General features: G+C 61.0%; 12 protein-coding genes. 3 read left to right on the top strand and 9 right to left on the bottom strand.

The features are described 5' to 3' along the window. On the top strand, nt 1-587 hold a 587-nt coding region (locus AX709_RS01165), incomplete at its 5' end, for a tyrosine-type recombinase/integrase (protein ID WP_156454095.1). On the opposite strand, the gene AX709_RS01170 is transcribed toward AX709_RS01165, so the two are convergent. The 9 genes from AX709_RS01170 to AX709_RS01210 form a co-directional block, all read right to left on the bottom strand. Beyond that, entirely contained in the window at nt 565-849 is a 285-nt protein-coding gene (locus AX709_RS01170; protein WP_029623365.1) for a helix-turn-helix transcriptional regulator, read from the bottom strand. The genes AX709_RS01165 and AX709_RS01170 overlap by 23 nt on opposite strands. Nucleotides 850-1084: 235 nt before the next feature. Next, entirely contained in the window at nt 1085-4588 is a 3504-nt protein-coding gene (locus AX709_RS01175; protein WP_066545866.1) for a DEAD/DEAH box helicase, read from the bottom strand. After that, nucleotides 4575-5357, bottom strand: coding sequence for a HamA C-terminal domain-containing protein (locus tag AX709_RS01180; RefSeq protein WP_066545868.1), 783 nt, complete (start codon nt 5355-5357; stop codon nt 4575-4577). Before AX709_RS01180 ends, AX709_RS01175 begins: the two co-directional genes overlap by 14 nt. Nucleotides 5358-5424: 67 nt before the next feature. Then, the gene (locus AX709_RS01185; protein ID WP_066545871.1) at nt 5425-6186 is read right to left on the bottom strand and encodes an HNH endonuclease; all 762 of its coding nucleotides are present in this window, start codon (nt 6184-6186) and stop codon (nt 5425-5427) included. Between the two features lie 8 nt (nt 6187-6194). Next, a complete protein-coding gene (locus AX709_RS01190) occupies nt 6195-8165 on the bottom strand; it encodes a DUF2326 domain-containing protein (protein ID WP_066545874.1) in 1971 nt (656 codons plus the stop codon). After that, nucleotides 8158-12990, bottom strand: coding sequence for an Eco57I restriction-modification methylase domain-containing protein (locus AX709_RS01195; protein ID WP_066545877.1), 4833 nt, complete (start codon nt 12988-12990; stop codon nt 8158-8160). Before AX709_RS01195 ends, AX709_RS01190 begins: the two co-directional genes overlap by 8 nt. Nucleotides 12991-12993: 3 nt before the next feature. Further along, nucleotides 12994-15525, bottom strand: coding sequence for a helicase-related protein (locus AX709_RS01200; protein WP_443026324.1), 2532 nt, complete (start codon nt 15523-15525; stop codon nt 12994-12996). Nucleotides 15526-15763: 238 nt separating this feature from the next. After that, a complete protein-coding gene (locus AX709_RS01205) occupies nt 15764-20932 on the bottom strand; it encodes a DEAD/DEAH box helicase (RefSeq protein WP_066545879.1) in 5169 nt (1722 codons plus the stop codon). Between the two features lie 52 nt (nt 20933-20984). Next, nucleotides 20985-22214 (bottom strand): ATP-binding protein, encoded by a 1230-nt coding sequence (locus AX709_RS01210; protein WP_066545881.1) that lies wholly within the window; start codon nt 22212-22214, stop codon nt 20985-20987. Nucleotides 22215-22686: 472 nt separating this feature from the next. Between AX709_RS01210 and AX709_RS18085 the strand changes: the two genes are divergently transcribed. Together AX709_RS18085 and AX709_RS01220 are read left to right on the top strand one after the other, a co-directional pair. Then, nucleotides 22687-23235, top strand: coding sequence for an RNA polymerase sigma factor (locus tag AX709_RS18085; protein ID WP_231727380.1), 549 nt, complete (start codon nt 22687-22689; stop codon nt 23233-23235). Between the two features lie 52 nt (nt 23236-23287). Beyond that, nucleotides 23288-24046 carry a helix-turn-helix transcriptional regulator gene (locus AX709_RS01220; RefSeq protein ID WP_066545885.1) on the top strand — a complete coding sequence of 253 codons (759 nt, stop codon included), beginning with the start codon at nt 23288-23290 and terminating at the stop codon, nt 24044-24046. The last annotated feature ends 259 nt before the right edge of the window (nt 24047-24305 follow it).

The following is a 24305-nucleotide window of genomic DNA, read 5'->3' on the forward strand; positions in this document are numbered from 1 at the left end:
CGATCCGGCTCGGGATAAAGCTGATCCTGCTGTCGATGGTACGAAAGAGCGAATTGCAGGACGCGGTTTGGGATGAGGTCGATTTCGAGAACGCCGTCTGGTCGATTCCCAAGGAGCGGATGAAGCGCTCGAAAGCGCACAACGTCTATCTGTCTCAGCAGATGCTCGACATCTTCATCGCTCTCAAGACCTGCGCCGGCAATTCCAAATACGTCCTGCCGTCGCGCTACGACGCCGACGCGCCCATGTCGCGGGCGACGTTCAACCGGATCACGACGGCGGTGGTGGAGCGAGCCAAGAAGGAAGGGCTGCCGCTGGAATCCTTTACGGTTCACGATCTTCGGCGCACCGGATCGACCCTGCTGAACGAGTTGGGCTTCAATAGCGACTGGATCGAGAAGTGTCTGGCGCATGAGGACGGGCGATCCTCACGAGGCATCTACAACAAGGCGGAATACGAGCATCAGCGCCGGCATATGATGCAGGAATGGTCCAACTTGGTGGACGCCTGGGTTGCCGGCCAAAAATACACGCCGACCCTCTACCCGCCGACGATGGACCTGCTTACGCCCGAGCCGGATGTTTGATGGGGCGGGTCTTGCGGAGCTGGACGTCCGGAATGGGCGCACGCTTCACCGCCTTGGCGCGTGACGCACGTCGCCGTTCTTCCAACCAGGCTTCGACCTCGGTTAGATCCCAGACCACGCAGCGGGACGTGAGATAGAAGCGCTGGGGAAATTCGCCGCGCTGTTCCATGTCATAGATCGTGGTGTCGGCGAGAGGGACCATTTCCCGGAGTTGATGTCGTCGGATGGTGCGCTTCATGGTGGGTTCGACTTGCTGCCTCATTCCAAATTCCTTCAGCCGCTTACTGAGAGGATAGAAGGCGATAGATGACGCGGAATGGAAGCTAGAATCGATGGGCGTAGAACTGCGTCGTATTCCAGCGCGCAAATCGGATAAGCCTGAAGAGCACGGCGACAGCAACTCTCCCCGGCAGTCGTGCAGCGACTGGCAATCGGTTAAGGTGATGGCCGCGCATTCTGATCATCGACCCAAGTATCGAGCATGCTGCTGCTCCCCGTTACGCATCGGCCTGCGGCCAGCGCAGTTTCCCACGGCCGACGCGCAGGGCGTCCACGAGCCTGGTATTGCCGGGCAACCGACCAGAAAAGAGGCTAGGCTTGGGATCAACGGCGGGCTTCTTGAACGCGGCGACCCGTTGGTAGTCGGGTGTCGCCAGCCAAGTCCGCCCGTCACCTTCATCGGTGACGATCCTGTAGAGGCCGGCGGGCGGGGCGGCCGCGATCTCGAGCAGGCGCTTATGGTGTTCGACCGACCACTTCTGAATGCCGCCGCTGAGGGCTTCGGTGCGGAAGCGCGCCCATAGCGCGGCGGTGTCGGGTGTGGGCCAGTCGCCGGCGTCGGTATAAGCTGTGATCTCGTCGGATTCGAGCCAGGCCCGCATCTCGGCGGGCGTAACAAAGACAGGCTTGGCATCCTCGATCGCCGCCATGGAAGCGCGGCGGGATGGAAGACCCGCCCGGATTAGCATCGACATCATGAATTGCGGAACGCCGGTTTCGACTGCCGCTGCGGCGCCGCCGGCCACCGTCTCCGGCGACCAGCCGAGCGACATACGTCGGGTGCGCACGGCTTCCAGCGCCCAGACCAGACGATAGGTGAAGGCCTCTTCGACCGCCCGCATGTTCTGAGGTCCAATCTTGGCAACGTCCTCGCCGGACACCCAACTGCGCAGGATGGCCTTCCAATTCGCCGGCAGCGCGTTGGCCTTGTCTGGGATGAAGGGCCGCATGAACAGCAGCCGATCGCCGAGGCCGCCGAGCGCATCGACAAGTTGGTCGATGTCGCCGCTCAGTGACGCCTCATCTGCCCGGTCGAGGAGTTCGGCCAGTTCGTCGGCCATGGCGTCGATCGCTAGACCAGCTTCAAGCCCGACGCCCATTGCGAAATGCCCACGCCGCGCCGACGCCGTGGTGGTCTTCCAAATGAGATCGGCACGCGCCTCGAACACTTTCTTGTGCAACGGGGCGACATCCTCGTCCTCACGAGCAATCTGGCGAGCCCAGAGCGATCCCTTGAGCGCTTCGTCCAAGAGCTTCGGTAAGTCGGCACGATCGGAATCCAATGCTTCGATCAGGCCGAACACGGTCGCGTCGAGGCGCTCGACGATCTGCGAAAGCGGCTCCTCGTCGATGGTCTCTTCTTCATCATCGCCGCCGCCTTCATCATCGTCACCATCGGCGTCGTATTCCACGCCGGCGGCCAGCCGCTCGGCGACAGCGGCTTCTTCTTCGGGCGATCTCCAGGCTTCACGGGCATTGGCGAGGTATTCCCAGGCGTCATCGCGATCTAGGACTCCCTCGCGCGACAAGCGCCCAAGGATCTCGGCGACGATCTGGATGAGGCCACTCTTCAGCGTGCGGGCTTTGGCGGAAGCGACCAGCTTCCCCCATTCCTTCTTTCGCCAGTCGATCTTGTCGAACATGACGTGGACGATGAGGCCCTCGACGTCCACGAAGGCCCGCCCGGCGCGACCCGCGACGTTCGCAAACTCCTCGCCTTTGATCTTCTCGGCGGCTCGATACAATGCGGGCACCAAAAGCACGGCGGCGTTGAGATTGAGGCCCTGCGAGAGCGTCGGCGATGCAACAATGACCTTCAGCACGCCGTCGGACAGGAGAGCTTCCAGCTCCCGCAAAAACGGGCTCGGCAGCCGACCGTGGTGGATGGCGACGCCCTGTTTCAGGCAGGCGACGGCGGGATGGTCTTCGCCAAGCCACTCCTTCCCAACCTCCAGGCCGCGGGCGATCGAAGCCTCGTCATCCAACTGGCTGTCCAGATAGCCGCGTTTGCAGAGGTTCACGACCTGTTTGCCGTAGCTTTCGACCCAATTCGCCTGCGTGGAAAAGATCAGGGTCCGCTTGCCCTGGCTCGCGAATTCCCACGCCGCGAATAGGGCCAGGTGCGAGTTTTTGCGGGGATAGGGATTCTTCTCTTTCCCCAGTGCGGCCTTCTCAACAACGAATTTGTCGAGGAACGGACCGTCGTCGTCGAGGTCGAATCGCAGCCGCGCGTCCTTGCCCCGCCAAGTGAGCGCGCCGAACCGCTGCCGCGTCGGGCGCCAATCGGAACGCACAGGCTCACCCGGTTCGTCGGAGCGAATCCAGGCGGTGAGATCGTCCAGTTCGTCGCCGCTCGGCAAGATGGCGGAGAGACAGATGATCCGACGGTCGGCCGCATCGGCGCGCCGAAGCAGGCGCTGCACCAGCGTCTCGTAGCGGATTTCACGCTCGCTCGGGCCGATCATGTGGCCTTCGTCCAGGACGATCAGGCCGACATCGTCGATCAAGGAAGGGTCGCTTCTCAGCGCAAAGTCGAGTTTTTCGGGCGTCGCGATGATGATCTCGCGGGTGCGCAGGGCGTCTTCGTCACCGGCCGAAAGGCCGCTGGCGCCGTAAAGCGAGGAGACGCTGAAGCCGAGAGGGGCGAAGGTCTTCCTGAAGGACCGCTCGGTCTGCGCCGACAGGGCGCGCAACGGCGTAACGATCAGCACCCGGCGTGCTAACGACAAGGTCATGAGCGCGGCGATCTCGGCCACCCGCGTTTTGCCGGCGCTGGTCGGCAGGGCAACGACCAGATCGTCGGTAACGTCCGTGGAACGCTTAGCCGCCTCGCGCTGCGATGGCCATAGCTCCACCTCAGACGTCTTGCGGGCGTAGAGCGACGAAATGAACAACCGGCGCAGGTCCGGGTATTTCTCCTCCGTCCCCTCGGGAGGCTCGGTCGGCAGGTTCTGATGCAGTGAGTGCTGCCAGAGGTCGTCGATCAGGTGGCGGCAAAGGTTCGATATCCACCACAGCGGAACATTCTCGGCGTTGTCCGCCAGGCTGACCGCTGTGCCGAGCAACTCCCGCGCGCTTTCGATCGGTTCGACCTCGCCCGTCTCGAGCGCAAAGTCAAAATGGGCGAGAGCCCGACAGATCGTCGTGTTGAGGATGGTCGATAGCACCTCGTCTATGTCGGGCTCCTCGCCCGTTAGTGCCTCAGCGATCAGCTCGTCGCCGTGCGCCTCATCGTCCAACCACTCGCGGACGAAGCCGCGCAACTGACCAAGGTTGCGCAGGATCAGGTGCCGGATCGCCGTCTCCCCCGGCGAAGCGTTGAGGTCTTCCGCCGTTTCGTTGAAGAGCGAATAGGCGACGGCCGAAAAGCCGGCCAGGTGATAGGCCGCAGCGGCGATCGTGCGCCGGAAACCGCGATCGGGCGACTCCGGGTCGCCGTTGCGTACAAGGGCTTCGAAGGCGTTAGCGGCGCGCTCGAAAGCCTTGCCGGTCAATTCCGATGCACCGGCCTGAGAACGCAGGGCCATCGCGCCCCGAAGCAGGGCGAAGCCGTGTTCGGCAAGATCAGTTTCGATCGTCGCGCCGAGTGGTGGCGCATTCGCCGGCAACACGCCTTCCTCGCGCATCAGCGACCAAGCTGCGCCACGATAGAGCAGACGCCCGAGGATGCCGTCGACGGTCGCGGTTGCCAGGAACGCGGTCAGTTCGTCAATCGTCTCCAAGATCTTCCGCCTCCTGATACATGGCCGCGATGAAGTCCTGGTGATCCTCGACGTGGATGTTCACGACATAGTGGTCCCGGTTGGTCCCCGTGGCGTCGAGATCCTCCTTCAGTGAGGTGTGAGGGCCGTTGCCCGACACAGTGAAGAGCATGTGGTCGATGCGATCGGCGCGAAGGGACTTCAGACCCACTTCGTCACGGAGGCTGCGGCCCAGCGCGTTGTCGTCCGGGTCGTTGCTCTCCAGTAGGCGGTTCGCGACGAACAGCAGGGAATCGGGCGTGCAGCGGCCACTGTCGCGGTTGAGAACCTTGCGGGCGCTCGTGACCGTGGCCTTGCCGAGCACCTTGTTGCTCTTGGCTTCGCCCTTCAGTAGCCAGAGCTTCTCGCCGTCCCCATCGTATCCGGCGCCGATGAAGTCGTCGCCGCGCATGGCCATGTTGCGGCCGTCCTTGTAGCGAAGGCGGCGCACAGGGACTCGCAGGCCAATCTCTTCCTCCACCAGCTCGGCCGCGAGAATCTCGCCTAGATCGCCGGAGCGACCCTTGGGCGTCTGCGGCATCGCCTCGCTGAGAATCTTGGCAGCGACCTTGTATCCGAGCCGGTCCACGTCCTCGGCGATACGTTCAAGCCGATCGTAGTGCGAGCGGATCCTCTCGGCGAGGTCATCGCGAATTTCGTCACGGCCGCCGTCCTTCTCGACGTAGGTCCAGTAGCGCTTGCGCTTGTCCTTTTCCCTGGTGGCGTCACACCACTTCTTATACAGTCCCACGCTTTCCCCAGTTCCCTTTAACCTGCCGCACGGTTTACCCGTTCGGCGATGTCCGCGCATCGGTTGATCATGCACTGCTTCTGGCCGCGCGCTCTCGATGGCGAGCGAGCCGCCGACGGTGCTCGTCCGTCAGCGGAATTGGGGCGCTCCAGCGTAATTCGGCACGCGCCTTATCGCTGAGTGCCGGCGAAAACTCCGGTTCTCCGGTGTCGTCGAAGGCCACGAGCGCGCGATCGAAGGCGGCATCCCAGAGCGCTGACAGCAGCAGGCCGTTATGCACGTCGAGCCGCTCGGCATCGCTTTCGCAATCAGCCCAGGGGATGATGTGCGAGGCACGCAGCAATGCGGGATCAGAGATCCCCGTCAGAGGGCAGCGCCCCTGCCAGTAATCCATCAGGCGATCGCGAAAGATGTCCTGTCCGATTCTCTGCACTACCAAGCGCTCGACCTCGGTGGTTCGAGGCAGGTCGGCCACGCGCTGCTCGAACTCGCGCAGAGGTGCGTCGGGAAGGCTGATCGCCAGGGCATAGACGCGATTCAACGCCGCGTAGAGTTCGCCCAGCGCATTGAAGGCGTAGCGCCGCGTGCCGGGGCCGGGCATGGCGGCGGTTGGCCAGTCCAGTTCCGCGACGACGCCGGCATGGTCGGTGGCGAGAAACCACGGCCCATGACTGCTTTCAGCAGCCAGATAGATGGCGCCGTGCGCCGTCGTGGACGCGAAGGCGCGCCATCCGGCTTCCTCGCCCAGAACACGACGAAAGCCGTTATGCGAGGCGGCTTTCTCACATTCTTCCCGGACGATGAAGGATTGGGGAGCCTCAAGAGCCATGTCGAAACTCAAATATCCATCGCAAACAACCGCATTTCTGCCGGTGTCGAACTCATCTGAAGCCGGACGTAGCGTTCGTCCTGCAATTCAGGCGGCGGGGCGGTGGTCGTCGTTACGATGTATTGAAAACACGGAGTTCCTGCTTCCTCCCACTGATGTACGAGGTTGAACAGGCCGGCATAGAGCTGCCCATCCAGGTCGGCTTCGCGCGGGCTGTCGTGGATAAGGAAGGCCGGCAGATCGGCCTGTTCCTCAATGGCCATATGCAGTGCCGCGAGGTCGAAGGCGACGATCTTGAGCGAGTCCAGAGCCGCGGTGGATACCTCGCCTCGTCCTGCGAACTCAGCATCGACTTTCAGGCCGTGGCCATCCAGCTTGATGGCGCTGGTAATTCCCTCGGGTAGCCAGGCAGCCATGACGCCTTGATACCGCTCCTCCAGCGTCCTGATGGCGACACGCGCCCGCGTGCGCCCGGCATCCAACTGCGCGCGAACGGCATCCAAAGCCGCAGTTCCGGAAGGAGCAGGTTTTTCATTCTTCGCGCTCTCGCGGAGCGATCGCACATCGTCGAGCGTGCGTCTCGCACGATAGATTCTGTCCTGAATCTCCTTCGTCACGGCGTGCGCGGCGCGGGTGGCGTCATCTGCGGTTTTGACCTCAGCCTCCAGCGCGAGCCGCTTCGGCTCCAACTGCTGAATCTGTGCCCCAACGAGCTTGCTCTCCTGCTCCGCACCGCCGGCTTCAGCATCCAGATCGGCGGCCTTCTTTTGCTTGTCTGCTATGGCTGACTTCAGTGCGGCCAGATCACATGGTTCGAGCGAGATGCCGCATCCGTTCGCCTTGATCTCGTCGATGCTGACCCGGCACACGGGGCACACCCTGATCCGGCCTTGCGTGATGTCGATCTCACCCAGGTTGGCTTCGGAGCGGTAGCGTTCGGCCTCGCCTCGCTTGAAACGCGCGTCGTTGTCCAACTGCTGCTGTTTCGTCTTCAGCGTTTCCCGCTCGGCATTGAGGGCCTTTTGGCGAGCAAAGATGGCTCCAACATCGGGAGGCTTCGGGACGGCCGTCCGCATGGCTTCGGCCAGCGCGGCCTCTGCCAACGAAACCAACCCCTTTTGGTCGATCGTGTCTTCGAACCCGACCTCATCGCTGGCCCCCAATGCCAGCCTTACCGCCTTTAAGCCGTCAGCATATCGTTGTTGCTGATAGGCATGGCGGCGGCGCTCGTCCTCGACCGTGGCCACCAGCTCCCGCTCACGGGCGGCGGCCGCACGCTCTTCCGCATCGAGGGCGCGCAAGGCAAGGCGAACCATGGTCAACTTTGCGGTTTCGCCCAGAACCTGCGCGCGGGAACGGGTCTGGGTCTGTGACGAACGCCAGGCGAGGATGTCGGCGAGACGGCATTCCTGGTCGCGCGTCAGCCAGCCCCGAAGCACATCCCAGACCTGCTCGCGACCGATCTCCGGCGGCGTCGCTCCCGTCAACGTCGGGAAGAACGTACCGATGATGACAGGATCGATAGCTCCTTGATCGCCATCGCTACGTCCCCGCGCGATCGCGTCTTCGATGGTGTCAGCCTGAACGACAAATTCTCCGCCCGGCAGCCCCAGCGGGCGGATGGCAACCCAGCATACGCCGTCGATCAGGATCTCTGCCGCGAACAGACCATTGGGAAGTCGCGCCATGAGGCGCAACCGTTGGGCGTCGGTTGCATAGCCCGGTTCGCCGAGACAGGCCCGAAGCAGGCGACAGAAGGTGGTCTTGCCACTGCCATGCGCTAAGGCGCGGCGGCCGCTGCTGGACATGTCCGGCGTCCAGATGATGTTGAGGCCGGGTTTCAGTGACACATCGCGGATGAGGGTCTGGCGATCCTTGAAAATCGCCAGACGGCGAACCCAAAGCCGAGGGCCGCGCCGGCCTTCCGGCGCCTTCGGTGGTTTCATCACCGGGGCGAAAAGGTCGGCCTGACTAGCCATGGCCGAACCTCGCCCAGATCACACTGTCTTCCTGCGCGACGGCGGCGGTGAGCTTGCCGATTTCCATGCTGCGCACCGCGCGCAATGCGAAGGCGGCTCGCTGGCCATGAATGGAATTTTCCTCCAACCCTGCCGTGCTGAAATGCTGCCCCAACGCCCATGCTCCGTCGGCGCTTTCTGCCAACTGGCCTGATGTAATCAATGTCTCGAACATGGAACGCCATGCGGCGTTAATTGCCGGATTCAGCCTGGTCGTTCCCTGCGCAGGCTGTGCGGTCGCGCCAAGAAGTCTGGTCCACTGTTTCTGATCGTCGGCGGTGAGCAAGGGCGTGAGCAGTGCAGGTTCCGCGAGGCTGGCGATGGCAAACCGGATATGTGAACCATCGGTCGCCAGGGCCATCTGCCAAAGCGCATACTGTGCCGCGTAGCGAAGACGGTCGCGCGGTTGAATGCTGGCCGGCCACGCCCACGCGCCATCTGGAAGATCGCCAGGGGACGGTAGCGTGACGAACGCGGGAAGCGAGGCTGGTGTTGCGTTGGCTTCCGTCCGTTTCCAGGCATCGAGCACCAGACGCTCGGTGCGGTATTCGCCGTAGAGGCGGGTTTCCTTTTCTTTCAGGACACGGAATGTTTCCGAGGGGTAGTCCGCGCCTTTGGCCTTGGCGGGGTCGAGCACATAGCGCAGTTCCTCATCGGTCAGGCCGTATTTCCGGGCGAAGAAAACGTCCAGATCGGCACGCAACTGGGCGCGACGATCATCGTCCCAAGCGAAGGGCTGGCCGGAATATCCCAGATCCTCCGCCCAAGCCTTCATGGCACGGCTGGTATAGGTCAGTTCCAACACACGCGGGCTGACGAAGCCGAGATCGTCCGATGAGAAAACCGAAGGCGGGAGGACGGGGAGTTGCTGTGCTATGAAGAAATTAAGGTGCGTCCCGCCGACTTTGTGACGCGCGGAGAAATCGAAGGCCATGCAAGACAACATCCCGACGAAGGCCGCTGCCAATTTCCCGTCGATGTGATGCCCTGGGTACCAAATGGGCAGGTTGTTTCCGACGCCTACCTTGGGGAAAGTGGTGCCAATCACCGTCCGCTCGTTGGTGGCATTGGTGATGTCTCGCCACCCCATGAGCCAACGCGGTTGCTTGACCGCGATCAACATCTCGGCAAGCGCGAGCGCATCCTTCTGTCCATCGGCGATGAGAGCGAGATCATCTGCCGTCAGCGGCGTTTCACGCTGCATGTTGACGCCAGCAACAAGAGTCTTGGGATCGAGCAGGAAGCGTTCTGGTGATGCCTTCAACGCCCCACGGTAATCCTGCGCACGGCCGAGAAGACGGAAGATGTCGGCTTCTCTGGCCGGTCGTCCTTCGAGTGCGGGAATGGCACCGGACAGCCAGGTGACGAATGCTTTGAGCGCGGCGACGCGACCGCCTTCTTGCGCGTCGGTGTCGGCCTTGCGCCGTCCCTTACCGCCTTCGCCGCGTCCCTGCCTGACGGCGCTTTTCAGCGCCGATGGCACGCGGGCGGCGCGGAGGAGGACCTCGTCTTCGGGCACCCAGTAACGCGGCGATGGCTCGAATTCCGGGGTCTGCTTTTCGGCAAGGGTGCAATCGCGGGTGCCTTCCTCATCATCACTCGCGCCAGCGCCATAGGTTGCCCAGCGATGATCGAAATGGTGGATCATCTTGGCTTCGTAGAGCGGCACGCGGCGTTCGACACCCGCCGCCACTTCCCGCACCCAGTCCATGCCATCACGTTGCCAGCTGTCACCCTCCATCTGCGTGGGCGTGCGAAAGAAGCCGGAATCGTTGGACATATGGAACATCGTTTGGAACGTGATGCCCCAAGGATTGATGTTCCCACCGTTCTCCAGCGATCTCTCCTCGATCAGCACTGGGGCGCGGGCGTAGAGCTTTGCAGTTAGTTCCGCATCGGCATGCGAGCGAAAAACCGGCGCGGTATTCGTGTTCGGATTGATGTGGGCGATCTCATCAGGTGTCAGCGTGAAACGACGCTGAGAATCCAAAGCGTGCTCAATGCAGAGAGCGTAAGCACAAAAGACTGGATCAGAACCGGAGATGCCAAACACGAATATCCCAAATGGAGTATCTGGGTGGACTGACGGGAAAAGTTTCCAAGCATTGTCGAACATAAGGGCGCATAACAGCTTCCTATTGGTCACAAGATCAGAGAAAAAGAGACGATAGGTATAATCTGTCGCGATGCCTGTTGGCACAATCACGCCCGACCGACCGGACTTTTTTGCGAGACGTGAAAACAGCTCAGCAAATAGGGCATAGGTGTTGACGTCGCCGCGTCCGGTGAAGGGATAGCGGCCCGATGATCGCGCAAATTCACTGGCCGCTTCCGCCGTGCGCTTGGTGGAGACGAAATCCTGCCATAAGCGGCCGTCCGCGCTCTCGGGATCGGCGGTTTCCAAGGTATCAATCAGCTTTTGGCGCTCCGCCTTGTTCGGCGCGGCAGCGATCTCCGGTGAGCGCGCAGCGAAGAACTCTTGCTCTGTGAGCTTCATGCGCTCCCAAGGTGGATTGCCAATGACGACATCGAAGCCGCCATCGCGCTCCATGATCTCGGGAAATTCGATGAACCAATGAAAGGCGCTCACCTTCTCGGAGGTCAGCGCGGCGCCTTGGCTCAGATGTTCGGCCGGAGGCTGGCCACCCGCCGCCTGCCATACATGCTCAGTGAGTGGCATGGCATCGGTGCCTGATGCGTCGCCTGCTTTCGCGGTGAAGAACGCAGCCATGTAGAAATTGGCCGAGACGTAAAGGTCGCTAGCTGTTTTCAGGTTCTGCCAAGCGGTCGACGCGCGTATCGCCTCGAAACCGAGCGCTTTGGCCTCGACGCTCGCCAGATCGTCCTGGGCCATCGCCTTCAGCTTATGATCCCGCTCGGCCAGGATTTCAGGCGGCGACCAGTTCTTGAACAGTTGGGGTGCCCCCTTGGCCCGCTCGCGCTGTTCCTTGTTGAGACGGGCATAACGGCGGGAGAGTTCCTTGTCGTCGCCGGTGAGCGGCTTGTATGCTTCGTCGGGCAGCCCTTCGCGCAACATGGCGCGGTCGAACACACCGATCAGGCTGTCGCCGCATCGGATTTGTGCATCGAAGAAAGCGAGCGGCCGGCCCGGTTCCAGCGCTTCGATCCATAGCGCGACCTTGGTCAGTTCGACCGCCATCGGATTGCGGTCCACGCCATAGAGGCAGCGGCAGGCGACGTCGCGCAATGCATGACGAAAATCCGCCGCCGAAGGGACGCCGCCCGTGCGATGCCGAGCAACACGGGTGGCGATGCGCCGCGCCGCCGCGAGCAGGAAATGGCCCGATCCGCAGGCGGGATCGATGACGGTGGTTTCCAGCAGCGCTTCGGCCGGATCGTCGGCCTCAGCCTCCCGTTCGTCGAGCACCGGGTCGAGCGTGGTGTCGAGCAGAAGCTGCACCAGACTGTCGGGCGTATAATAGGAGCCGGTGATTTTGCGCTGGTTGCCCTTTTGCTCCGCCGCCTCCGAGGCGAAGTGCAGGCTCTTGCCGTCTTCGCCAAGTTGCGGCTGGAGTTCGAGCAGGGATTCATAGACCGAGCCCAACTCCTCGGTCTCCATCGCGCGCCAGTTCACCGGCGTCATGCCGGTTTTGTCGGAAAGCCAGGAGAGGCGATAGAGCGCCTCCATGAAGGCGCGATTGCGCAGCCGCGCCGTTTCGAGATGCGGCAGCTTGTCGTTGCTGAAAAGCCCCCCGAGCGCCGGCAGGCCGAGCGCCTCTTGTCCGTGCGCCAGCGCACGGAAGACGATTTTGATGCCCTCGTAGCGGTCGTGATGCTTGTCCCAGGTGGCCGCGCGAAAGCATGAGGCGCGCAACGCCGCGAGGCTATAGCCTTCGCGGTAGAGCTTGCGGGCATCCTGTGTCGCCGTTTCGGGATGAAGCAGATTCCGGTCTTCCGCCACCATCAGGAAGATCAGACGATAAACGAGGCGCAAAAGCTCGTTGAACCATTCGGTCAGGTCGATCTCGCCCGACTTCAGGCGCGTGGTGAGATCGGGATTGGCTTCGAGGAAGCCCGAGCCGAGCACCCGGAGCGCGATTTCCACCTGCGCCGCCAGCCGGTCACGCGCGGCCTCGCCTTCGCGGGAACCGGCATCACGCCAGCGCTCCAGCGCGCAATCCGTGGCCGGGGCGCTAGCAGTACCGAACCGTGTGCGGTGGATCAGGGACCAGAGGACCGCGAAGGAGGCAGCGTCCTCGTTAGTGAATATCTGGGCGAGATCGGCTTCCACATAGGCTGGCCGCGTCAGCGAGGCATTGTCGCGCATGAGACGCAGGACGGTCCCGTTCGTGACCAGTCCCCAAAGTGCGTCGTCACGGTCGTTGAGATAGTCCTGAAGCGCGAAGGCCGGAGAGCGCGAACGGTCGGTCGAAAGTGTCGGGCTGCGGCGGTCGAGCTTTTCCTCGGATGGCGGCACGACGACAATCGGGACACGGCCGCCGGCGAGGAAAGAGAGCGTGCCATCGGCCGGAGCGAGATCGTCGAAGCCGAAGGTCTCCGTGAGGAAGGCGCGGACAAAGCGACGGGTCGCCTCGACCGAGGGATTTTGAAGCTTCGTGAAGGCGTCGAAATGGGACTGGCCAACGCGGAAGGAGGTTGAAATCTCCTCGCGGATCGTCAGCCCCTTACGGATGCGATAATCCTCTTCCGCCTGATCGGAGGCTTGCCGGCGGTCGATGCTGGCAACCATGGCCGGGGCGATGAGGTTGCCTTCCAGCGTGAGGGAAGGCCATGCCGACATATCGGTGACGGGTTTGCGCGCCATGGCTCAGGCCTCCCCCGGCATCAGTGTGAAAAGACCAATGACGTCAGGAGGCAGCACGGCCTCCACGGTGACGCGGGACGCAGACCCAGAGGCGATGCGGAGGCGAGCGTGATCGTGCATAAGCTCTTCAGCACGCGACCGAACGAATTCGGCGATCGATCCGTCGAGCAGGCTGGGCAGCTCTTCCTTGGCTTTGGCGATGAATCTGTCCCGCGCGACAGGCGCGAGATCGGCCGTCGCGGGGGTATTGAGCAGCTCGCGCGCCTCTTCGCCGACCGCCACGATCTGCGTCCCCTGAACCGCCACCAGAGCCGCTTCCTCCGCCAGTAGCAGCCGCTCCTTGCGGGCATGAACCGTCAGCTTGAAACGGATACGCAGGAGCGCCAGGCGGGTCACTTGCTGGACGGCGGCGGTCGGCCAGGCGCCCACACGACCGACGCCCAGCCCGGACAAGGACTCAGGATCGAGCGATGCCTCCACCAGCGCCTCGGCAAGCGTCGCTGTCAGCGGATGTGTTCTGGTGAGCAACGCTGTGCCTGATGGCGCCGGCTCCATCGTCGCCAGGCGTACCGATCCTTTTAAATCGTGTTCGGCCAAACGCGCGCGCAGCCCGGCATCGAGGGCGTCGACATGGGCCAGAAGCATGGCTTTCCTGGGTTCTAGCGGTATGCCGAAACGTGCCATCGCTCGTTCGACGAAAACGCGCGCATCAGCAGGGGAGCCGAGCAGCGCACGGACCTTTTCCCATTCCGGCGCGACTTCCTGCGGTTTCATGGCGTTCTGTGCGAAACGCGCCCGAGATTTCCGCTCGTTTTCAGAAGCGTCACGCCACCGCGCTTCCACGGCTTTCACGCTGTCCTCGAAGCGAAGATCGAGCGTAAGCTGGGGGCTTCCACGACGCCGCAGCATCATCGATGCCATCAGTGCGTCCGTCACAGGTCCGCGCTCCTCCGGGAGTGGTACGGTCACGCCTGTTGCCTTGCGGATTTCCTCGGCCTTCCGAAGGATGACCTCAAGCACGGCACCGTCGATTGCGCTGTCGGGCGAGAACATCATGATCGACCGGACAAGGTCCGCCGGCTGGCCGAAACGATCGACACGCCCTTCGCGCTGCTGGTGCCGGGTCGGATTCCACGACAGGTCGTAGTGGACGACAGTGTCGAAGAGCTGTTGCAGGTTGATCCCTTCCGAGAGGCAATCGGTGGCGACGAGAAGACGCTGGGTCGGCTTTTCCTCGTCCGACGGGGCCATGTCGGCGACACGATCGCGGCGTTCATCCGGCGTAAGAACGCCCGTCACAGATTCGATGGTCAGCTTCGGGAAGGCTTTGCGCAGACCATCGCGAACATGCTCGGCCGTTGCCAGATAGCGGCAGAAGACGACGGGATTTGCACCCTTTTTGATGATCGGTGTCAGTGTCTCGATCAAAGCGGCCAGCTTCGGATCTGGCGTGCCGACCAATTCCTCCGTGCGCTTCACCAGTGCGAGGAGCGCCGGATCGACATCGAATGCCATGCCGGGCTCGAGATCGACAGCGTCCTCTTCGTCTCCATCGTCATCGTAAATTTGGGGCTCGAGGCGTTCGCTCTCGCTCGACAAGCGGTTCCGCAATGCGCTCAGAGCGGCGGCCGGCGAAGAGCCGACGCAGCGCATCAATGCCAGCGTGCCCCAGAAGGCGAGACGTTGTTCCCGCTGCCCTGATCCCGCCTGGGAGACAATACCGAAGCAGTAGTCGAGAACGGCTTCCTGGAAATCTCGATGGGCGTCGGACAAATGATAGGCAAATTCGGTGGTTTCATGTTTCGGGAAGGCGCGCTCCTCGTCCCAATCTCCGGTGACGAGATCGATTCTACGCCGTTGCACGAAATGCCGGGCCAGACGTTCACGATACCGCGCGTCTTCGAAGTCCAGCGAGGCGAATGACGGATCGATCAGCGAGAGGAGGCGCGCGAAAGCCTCCTCATCACCGGAATGCGGCGTAGCGGTGAGAAAGATCATTCGGCGATCCGGATCCCGAGCCAGGCCTTGCAGAAGATCGAAGCGCTGCTGCTTGCCCTTATGTGTTCCCACGCAGGCATGGGCTTCATCGACGATGACGAAGTCCGGGCAGGCGCGCGCGAAACCCTCGCGGCGTTTCTCAGCCTTGATGTAGTCGAGGCTGACGACCGTGAAGGGATAGGCCTCAAACAGAGTCTGGCCGAGTGGCAGACCGCGTTCCAACCGGCTGGCGGTGCTGGAAGTGACCGGAACAGCGTCAATCCCGAAGCGGGCCTTCAGTTCTCCGAGCCATTGTTCGACGAGATGCGGTGGGCAAAGCACCGAAAATGCATCTACTTCGCCCCGGTCCATCAGCTCGCGCAAGATGAGGCCGGCTTCGATCGTCTTTCCGATGCCGACGTCGTCCGCGATCAGAAGGCGCGGCGCCGCCATACGAAGCGCCATCAGTAGAGGAACAAGCTGGTAGGTTCGTGGTTCAAAGGCGAGCTGGGCAGCAGACCTGAAGGGGCCTGCGCCACGGCGAAGCGTTAGGCGCATCGCATCAGCCAGCAATGCCGCTTTGGCTTGAACCGTCGCCGCCGCATCGACTGGGAGATCGAAACGGGCGGACTCGACCGGCAAGAGTTCGAACGCTGGATCGAGGACGACGGTATCGTTCCCGCCGCCTGAGAGGGGGCGGAGCGCGAGTATCCCATCCCGGGGCGACGGTAACGCAACCCACTCACGTCCGCGTGCTCGCACCAGGTCTCCCGGGGCAAAATTCATCGTCATCAGCTCATTCCCCGAACATCGAGCGCATCGCGCCGGGTACACCCGCGGTGACAGCTTCTGGTAACTCGAACAGCGTCCAGCCCTTGGCTTCCGCTTCCTGGCGGGTTGTCTCCGTGAGGGGAGAGATGCACGCGGCTACGAAATGACTGCGCCACGCGAAACTCATTTCCTGATCGGAGAATTTGATGGCGGGCCGATCCGGGGCGGGAAGTCCTACCTCCATGAAGGCGTTCACCCATTCACCGGCCTCTGCAGCCTGATCCCCGGTTGTGAGCACCACCTGGCCCCGTGCCAGATCGACCAGCATCTGTTTGGCTTCGTCGCGGGTGCGGTCGATCAACTCGTGATCAGGTTGGTTGAAATAGGAAAGCAGGCAACGATAGCAGCCACGGACACATGACTCCTCGTCGTGGCTGACGAGCAACTTGGCATCGCCAGCAGCGATAGCGTCATCGACCCGATCGAAGTGCATTAGGATCAGCGCCTCTCGGGCAACTTTCCCGAGGGCATGAGGATCCTCGATCAAACGGCTCAAAACCCCTGCGCCACCTTCTGTGGCTTCGTAAGCTAGGACAGCACGACGATTGTCGCGGGCGGGGAGCGGTTCACCGAGGATCTCGCCTTCTTCCAATTGGAAGACGACTTCGATGCCCCTCATGAAAGCGTGTTGAACCGTCGCGATGGTCTCTGGCGTATAGGCTGTGGGATCATTGAAACGGAAAAGAAGCGCGTTCTTGTGATCGCGAACGATCGGAACGATCCGAACCGGCTTCACGACATCGGGCGGCACATCGACATCGGGGTCTTCATCACTTGACTTCGCCCAATACCCGCTGCGCGGATCAATGTGAAAGCCGAAGACGGTCTGATTTGCACGCCGCTTGAGTCCTTTGTTGATGCGACTGATCTCGGCACTGTTCGCGTATTGAAGATTGAAGATCGAAACGTCGTCGCAGCGGAAATGGGCTTCCGTGATCTGTGCACGACCATCTCGTTTCGGCCAGGAAAATACAGTCTGGATGTCAAAGCCTTGCCGGACACGTTCTTCATCGTTCGCCGTGATCCGTTCTGCCGGAGCAGCTTCCACGTTGTCGATCCGAAGCGTCCGCTGTACCGGCACCTCACCCGCCATCGGAGCATTGCAGGCGTGACAGCGCTCGACCTCGCCGTCATGACAGGCGCCGCAGTTTGAGCAGATGAAGATGTCTTTCGTCGCCAGTTCTGATCCATCGCCCGTTCGGACTTCTGGCGGCAGCTTAGCCTTCATGACCCGGTAGGCGCGCCCTTCGTGATAAATCAGGCTGCGTGGCCCAAATTCCGAAATGGCGAGGAAGCGGGCGCGCTGAAGGAATGAACCAGCTTTTCCCTCTCCAGGGATAAAGGCGTAAAGAGGTAAGCGCGGGAAATTGTAGCCCGGCAAAAAGCCTTCCGTCGCGAGATAGCGATAGGAATAGAAGTCAGAGCCGTTCGAGGCTTTGCCCTGTTCAAGAATGGTGATCTGGTCGCTTGCTTGCATCTGCGCCGCTTTGATGCGACGGCGGTCCGCGCCCGAAAGGCCCGTGATCTCGGAGCGCGCATTGGCCTCCATCAACTGCGTTCGGGCCGAATTGTAGAGTTCCCGCCAGCGATCGAAGGCGCGAGCAAAATCCTGCGGCGCTCTTTGCGCCACCGCAGATACGAAATCGTCGGGATCGCTCATCCAAACCGGCTTACGACCATCCACGGACGCAAGAATTTGATCGAGAACGCGCTTCATCGGTGCATGTGCCGCGACCGCCAGTGCTGGCCGATCGATGAGATCGTGAATCTCTTGCTTCAGTGGGTAGCCCGTCTCCGTCAGGTCGAGAATTTCCGGGATATCTGGCGATAGGGCGAGTTTCGCTTCGGCTAGCCAGATGGCATGAAGGTGTGAACGCACGAGTTCTTCGTTGGTGATGTCGAGAGCCGGCGGGCGGACAACGCCGGAGACCATTTCGTTGCGCCGCTCGAAGAAATACTGGTCATGCGGCGATTGGGCGGCGCAATAGGTCACAATGACGGCGGCCTGTCCGGAGCGCCCAGCGCGGCCAGCGCGTTGCGCGTAATTCGCCGGCGTAGGCGGTACGTTGCGCAGATAGACGGCATTGAGCGCCGAGATATCGACGCCTAGCTCCATCGTCGGAGAGCAGAAGAGGGCGGGTAGGAACTGTTCCGACTCTCCCACGGCATTGAGTTCGGCAGCGTTTGCGGAAAGGTTCTCCCGGTCTTCCTTTTCGTACCTGAAGCGCCACTCGCGCCATTCGCGCTGCCTCTGCGATACCTGGGCCGTATGTTCACGGCCTTCGAGACCCCAAAAACTGCTCCCGCCCGCTTTCAGATCGGCGGCAATGTCATGGTAGAGATCGTGGAAGTAGCGATTTCCTTGCGCCATGCCGGCTTGGATGGCTTCGCCGGGTATGATCCGAACGGCTGACGGCGATAAACGCCAACCTTGCAAATCCGCCTCTATGTCGACGCGGGATACCAGACCCTCGCGGGCCAGCAGTTCCATCAAGCCCGTCAAGACGGTCAGGTAGTCATCTTTGCGGAGCTTGTTTCCTAGGACGCTCTTGCGATTGATGAGGCGGCCGATACGGGAATTATGTCCTGCGCGAACAATCGTCTGTTCTTCCCGAAGCCCAACGCGGTCTTTGCCTGGAGCTTGCAGGAACAGTGTCGTGCGGCTTCTGGGCGTCTCCTTCGCGTCGATGGACCAAGGTGTGCGCAGGAGGTTACGGGATTTCTGGGCGACGGCGTCGAGGACGGTCAGATCAAGCGCCTCGGTTCCGACGGCGAGGCCATCGAGCATGGCACCGAGGATCGTTTTCAGCATCTCCTTGCGCTTCGAAACGTCCAGCGTGGCAATGTCAGGTAGGATGGCCGCAAGGCGCTCTGTATCCTCTGCGACCTCATCGAGACCAATGAACGCAACATCAATAAGCTTGAGTACGGAAAGGCTTGGGTTTGTGTAACGCCATCCCCGGCGCAGGTCTGTCCAAAGCCTGTGGGCAAGGACCTTGGCGAGGGATCGCTGCGCGTCTTCCCGCACCACGGCTCCTGCGTCGGGATCCAACATCCAATGGATGCGAGCCTCCTTGTTGCTCGCGGTGAAACCGAGCGCCTTCACGACCCTCAAACCGAATTCGTCCTCGGTCATGCCGTCGTCACCGGCGTCCAAAACGGCGCGCAAGATCGCGCCGCGCAGGAGGCTAACGAAAAGGAAGTCGTTGAAGTGACCCGCCTGAAGCGCAGCGTCCTGGCGATTATCTGTGAAGCCGAGGAGCTTGCGTTTCTCTTTTGGAACAACGCTGTTGTGGCTGTTCATCCATTCCAGCGCTGTCGAAACCAGAAGCGTAGTGGCAGAACTTCGACCTTCACCTGAGAGGCCAGCGAGTTTGGAGCGCTCCCGCATGCTGGGGTGCGGTTGATCAAGACAGCAAGGGCAGAAGCCGAACTTGCCAGGTATGAACCAGAAGGCTTTACCGGTTGACGCAGGGCGACCATCGGGGGCGACGGATACCATCTGCGGCACTCGGCCTTTTCTATTCGCCCGCAGTCGTTCGACACCCTTGCGCTCCTCGCGCCAGTCTTCGGGGAAGGTTTCGATTTCGCCCGTGAAGGCATAGTCGGGATCATCATCACCGGTTGCGGTTAGATAACCCGCTGCGTCACTCTCCTGGTCATCGAGGGGCGCGTCGTCGATGTTCCTCGGAACGAACAAAGTGCCCAGGGCATCGTCGGTTCTGGTGACGACGTGAACCTCATGCCCACATGACCGACAGAAGCGAGTGGGATAGAGGCGATGGCCCGGCGCGTTAGGATCTTCGAGTTGCCCCTCAAAGAGCACGCTTCTGGGCATTTCGGTCAGCGTGGTGAAAACCTCGCCCGCGCCCGAGATGAACTGATGGAGCTTGAATGCCAGGAATGCGCCGGCTCCCTGGCCCCCTCGATCCGCCTCCGGCAGGCTGATACGGGTCAGGAACGCCTCAAAATAGCTTCGGCAAGTTTCGATTTCTACGCCGCTATCCTTTGACAGGAGCGCGACGGCCTCCCCGAACGGAATTGGCTTCTTGCGCTTGAGCTCCTGCGCGTCATCCAGGCCGATCGCCAATTCAGTCCAAACCGCGAGAGGGTGTTCCCTCAGCACCTCATCGGTCAGTCCGTCCGGCGGGGTAGATGTGAGTACGGACGCGAGTTTCGAACGCACATCGTCCAGCTTCAGTCGATCATCTGTCGCGCGTTCCAGCGACTCGTCGATGACCGACTCCGGTCCGATGGCCGTCCCGAAAAGGCGGGATGCAACGTCGGCTACGGCTTGCGCACGATTGGTGTCGGACCCTTCGCTTGCCATGGTGGCCGACGTGCCGATGCAGATCGGTGCTTTGTCTGGCGTGCAGCGATTGCGAAGCCGACGGACGAGAATAGCCACGTCGGCGCCTTGGCGGCCGCGATAGGTATGCAGCTCATCGAGAACGATGAACTCCAGACCGCTAGCGTTCTCTATCACCTTGGTGTCGAGGCAGTCTTGCCGCGTCAGAAGCAATTCAGCCATCATAAAGTTGGTGAGCAGAATATCTGGCGGATTGTCGGCGATCCGCTGCCGTTCTTCCTGGCTTTCTTGCCCAGTGTAGCGTCGTACCACCGGCCTCATTTCAGTTGGTAGCCCGGATTGGGAGATGAACTTCTCGATCTCGTTCATCTGGCTGTTGGCCAGCGCGTTCATCGGATAAACGATGATCGCACTGGTTTTGCGTGGTTTCCCTGCCTTCCTAGCGCGTATAATCGCGTCGACTACCGGCACGAAAAAGCAAAGCGACTTTCCTGACCCTGTTCCGGTGGTAACGACATAGCTTTGACCAGCACGAGCTTTGGCGATTGCTTGGGCTTGGTGGCGGTGAAAGCGCAGCGGCGTTGGTCCAAACCGGAATATCGTGCCGGTCGCTTCGTCGAGATCGCCTGAGGTGACAAGCTCTTCAGCTGTTGGCCCTTGCAGGAAGCGCGGGTTGATGGACAGCAAGGCATCTGGCCAAAAGCGACCTTCGTCATATTGTCGATTAATCTCGGACCTCAGATCATCGGATCGAACGACACTAAAAGACCGTGAGAAACGGGCATAGGACTCAATAAGTCGATGGTCGAATTCGAACGCCTTCATTGTCAGAAGATCCCCCCGGATATTTTTGCTATACCCAAAATTCTATTCTGAATCATTGGGCTGTACCCCACAGAGATGAGAGGGGCGCCGCTGCCAGCCTTTCACCGAACGGCACGAAATCGGCGCTGTCATACAGCACCACGCCATAGGCAAACCGTTCCTTGCAGGCTTCGGCAAGGGTGCGTAGTCCGGCGAAGTCGCTGGACTTTACCGTGGCTGACGCCTTCACCTCGATGCCCACGATCATGCCGTCATCGCGTTCCAATACGATGTCGACCTCGTGCATCTGCTGATCGCGAAAATGATAAGGGGTAAGCCGCAGGTCAGATGCTGCCATCAGCTTCAGAACTTCGGAAAAGACGAAGCTTTCCAGTAGCGCGCCGAAGGTGCCCCGATCCGCCTTCACCCGCTCGAAGCTGAGGCCCCGCGTTGTGGCGAGCAGTCCGGAGTCCAGAAAGTGCAGCTTCGGCGTTTTGGCGATCCGCTTCAGCGCATTGGTGAACCAGGGCTGTAGGGTCGTGACGAGGAATACCTGTTCGAGCAGTGCGATATAGCGCTGTGCGGTCTTATGGCTGACGTCGATGCTCGCACCGAATTGCGAGTAGTTGACCAGTTGGCCCGAGTGCTCCGCCACGAGCCGTACGAACTTCGGCAACTCGGTCAGCTTCTCGATGTCGGCGATATCCCTTAGATCGCGGGTCAGCACGGAGGTCAGATAAGACCGTGCCCAATCCTGCCGCCGTCGCTCGGTTTCACGGCGGATCGCCTCGGGAAACCCGCCTCGCAGCACCAACTGGACGAGGTCGTCACCGAGAGTCGCCTGCTTGTCGGCTTTCAGCGTCCCGTCGAATAAACGCTCCAGGAAGGCGGGCGTTCGGCCAGTGATCTCGGCCTGGGCCAGCGGCAACATGCGGATGGTTTCCATCCGGCCCGCCAGGCTGTCGGCGACTCGCGGCAAGGTCAGCACATTGGCGGAGCCGGTGAGCAGGAAGCGCCCGGGACGATAGTCTTCGTCCACGGCCCTTTTGATCGCAAGCAGCAGGTCGGGCGCGCGCTGAATCTCGTCGATGATGGCTTGGTCAAGGCCGCGAATGAAGCCTGCGGGATCGGACTGGGCGGCATCGAGAACCGTCTGATCGTCAAGCGTGATATAGGTCCGGCCGCCTTCCCCCATCTTGCGTACGAGCGTGGTCTTGCCCGCCCGACGTGGCCCTACGATCAGGACTACCGGAGTGTCCGAAAGGGCCTCTTCTGCCCGACGCTCGACTAACCGTTCGTACATGCGAATCCAATAGCTGGACGATTGGAATTTTAAGGCATGATATTTGGAAGTTGATGGGCGGGCAATTGGAAATTGAAGGCTCGAGAAGAGGGGCCTATCCTGCGCCCGATGCCAATGGTCTCAACTGGCTCACGGAACCGGTGCCTGGGGATGGCTTCCTGTTGCTCGCGCCCGGCTGAGGCACCGCATGAGCTCCTGCTTTCAGTCATGAGGACTGGGAAAAGAGGCCAAGTCGAACGAAAGGAGATCTATCAGGCGCAATAATCGAATGATGATTTGGCGCACAGGTTGAAAATCTCGGAGACAGAGGGCTCCATGATCGAGTTGCGCTGTTGAGAAGTCGATCGAGTAGTCCCGGTTCGGGTCGCCCTGATCCCCCTATATAGAGGGATTGCTCAATTAACCATCAACCTCCTCTATTCCCGGCTGGGCATGCCCAGCCGGAAACCGCGTAACGGAAGGGTGGTAATTTATGACTGGGAACATTCAATTCCTTGAGCGGAGCAGTGTCGCCGATAATCAAATGAGGAATGCGACCCTCGCCGAAATCTATCGAGCTCATGCTCCCGGACTGCTGCGCTTCTTTGCGCGTCGCGCTGAGCGACAGGACCTCGGTGATCTCGTCAATGAAAGCTTTCTTCGTTTTGCAACTGCCCAGGCCAAATGCCCTACCAAGGTGGAGAATCCTGCAGCCTACCTCACGCGGATTGCGATCAATTTGTTGCGAGATCGTGCCAGAACAGCGGCCCGGCGCTCTTTCGCCCGCCATGTCTCAGTCGACGACGATCCGATTGCAGGCGACGACCCGGTGGCGCAGCTCGAGGCTCGGGATCAGATCGACCGAGTGCAGAAGGCCTTGAGCCGTTTCAATCCCAAAACACGAGCGGTATTTCTGGCGCGTCGGCTCGATGGACTCAGCCACAAAGAAATCGCTGCGCGGACTGGATTGAGCGGAAAGGGGGTTGAATACCACATGGCCAAGGCGATCCGCCCTCTTGATCGGATACGAAGGCATGGCTGAGATTGGATAAATTTGGTAACCTTCTCCGGCGAGTTCAGGAGAAAGGCGATACGTGGGACGTCGTGTAGATCATGCCAGACTGAAGGATTTCGAGGAAGTCCATAAGGCCTGCGCTAAGGTCATCACGACCGGGCAACTGTCCTCCGTGATCGACGCCGCGATCCGTCAATTTGGGTTTCGTTGGTTCGCGCTCGTGCATGATGGTCATTTGTACAAGCAGGGGCCTGAGCAACTAATGATCACAAACTACCCGGCATTGTGGGTGGACGAGGTGATCAGCGACCGACTGTACATGCATGATCCCGTCCATATCGCGAGCGCGCGTAGCGCCTTTGGGTTGTGTTGGGAACGTATCGCCGATGTCATCGCTCCGACCCGTCGGCAGCTATCGGTTCTGACGCGAGGACGTGATCATGGGCTGGTTTCTGGTTTTACAATCCCGTTTCGGATACCCGGCGAACGAGGGGCATTCTTCACCGTCGCTCGAAAAAGGGACAGACCGTTTTCCAATGTGGAAATGATGACCGCACAGCTCGTCGCCGGAGTAGCATTTCAGAGAGGGCGGGAGCTGGTCGGGGGGATAGAGGTGACGATACCCTCGGTGTCTCTCAGCCCTCGGCAAGTCCAATGCCTCGAACTAATCGCCGAGGGAAAAACGGATTGGGAAATCGGGACGATTCTTGGCCTTAGCCAAAATACGATCCATGAATATATCGAGGAAGCTCGCCGCCGATACCAGGTGAAAACGCGGAGCCAATTGGTGCTCGCCGCTGCCCGTGATGGGAAAATCAGCTTCAATCATATAAAATGAGATTTGCGCACGTTTTCGGTTCTCATGCGACGATCATGGTCGCGTTTCCGCTGACTGCTTAGCCTAAGCACATGGTAAAGTTACGTTTGGCAATCCCTCTGCCAGGGGGGATTGCCGAAGCCGTGCGCAAGCTACTCTATTCCCACCAATTCTCGCCGATTCCGCGCCGGCGATGGCTATCGAGGAATGGAAGTAGGAGTTGAATGTCAATCGGCGTCCAATCGGGACCCCCTATCGGCGCGCAAAAGGGACCCCCTTT

The organism is Sphingomonas sp. CCH15-F11 (genome assembly GCF_001557005.1).
In the GTDB taxonomy this organism is placed as follows: Bacteria; Pseudomonadota; Alphaproteobacteria; order Sphingomonadales; family Sphingomonadaceae; genus Sphingomonas.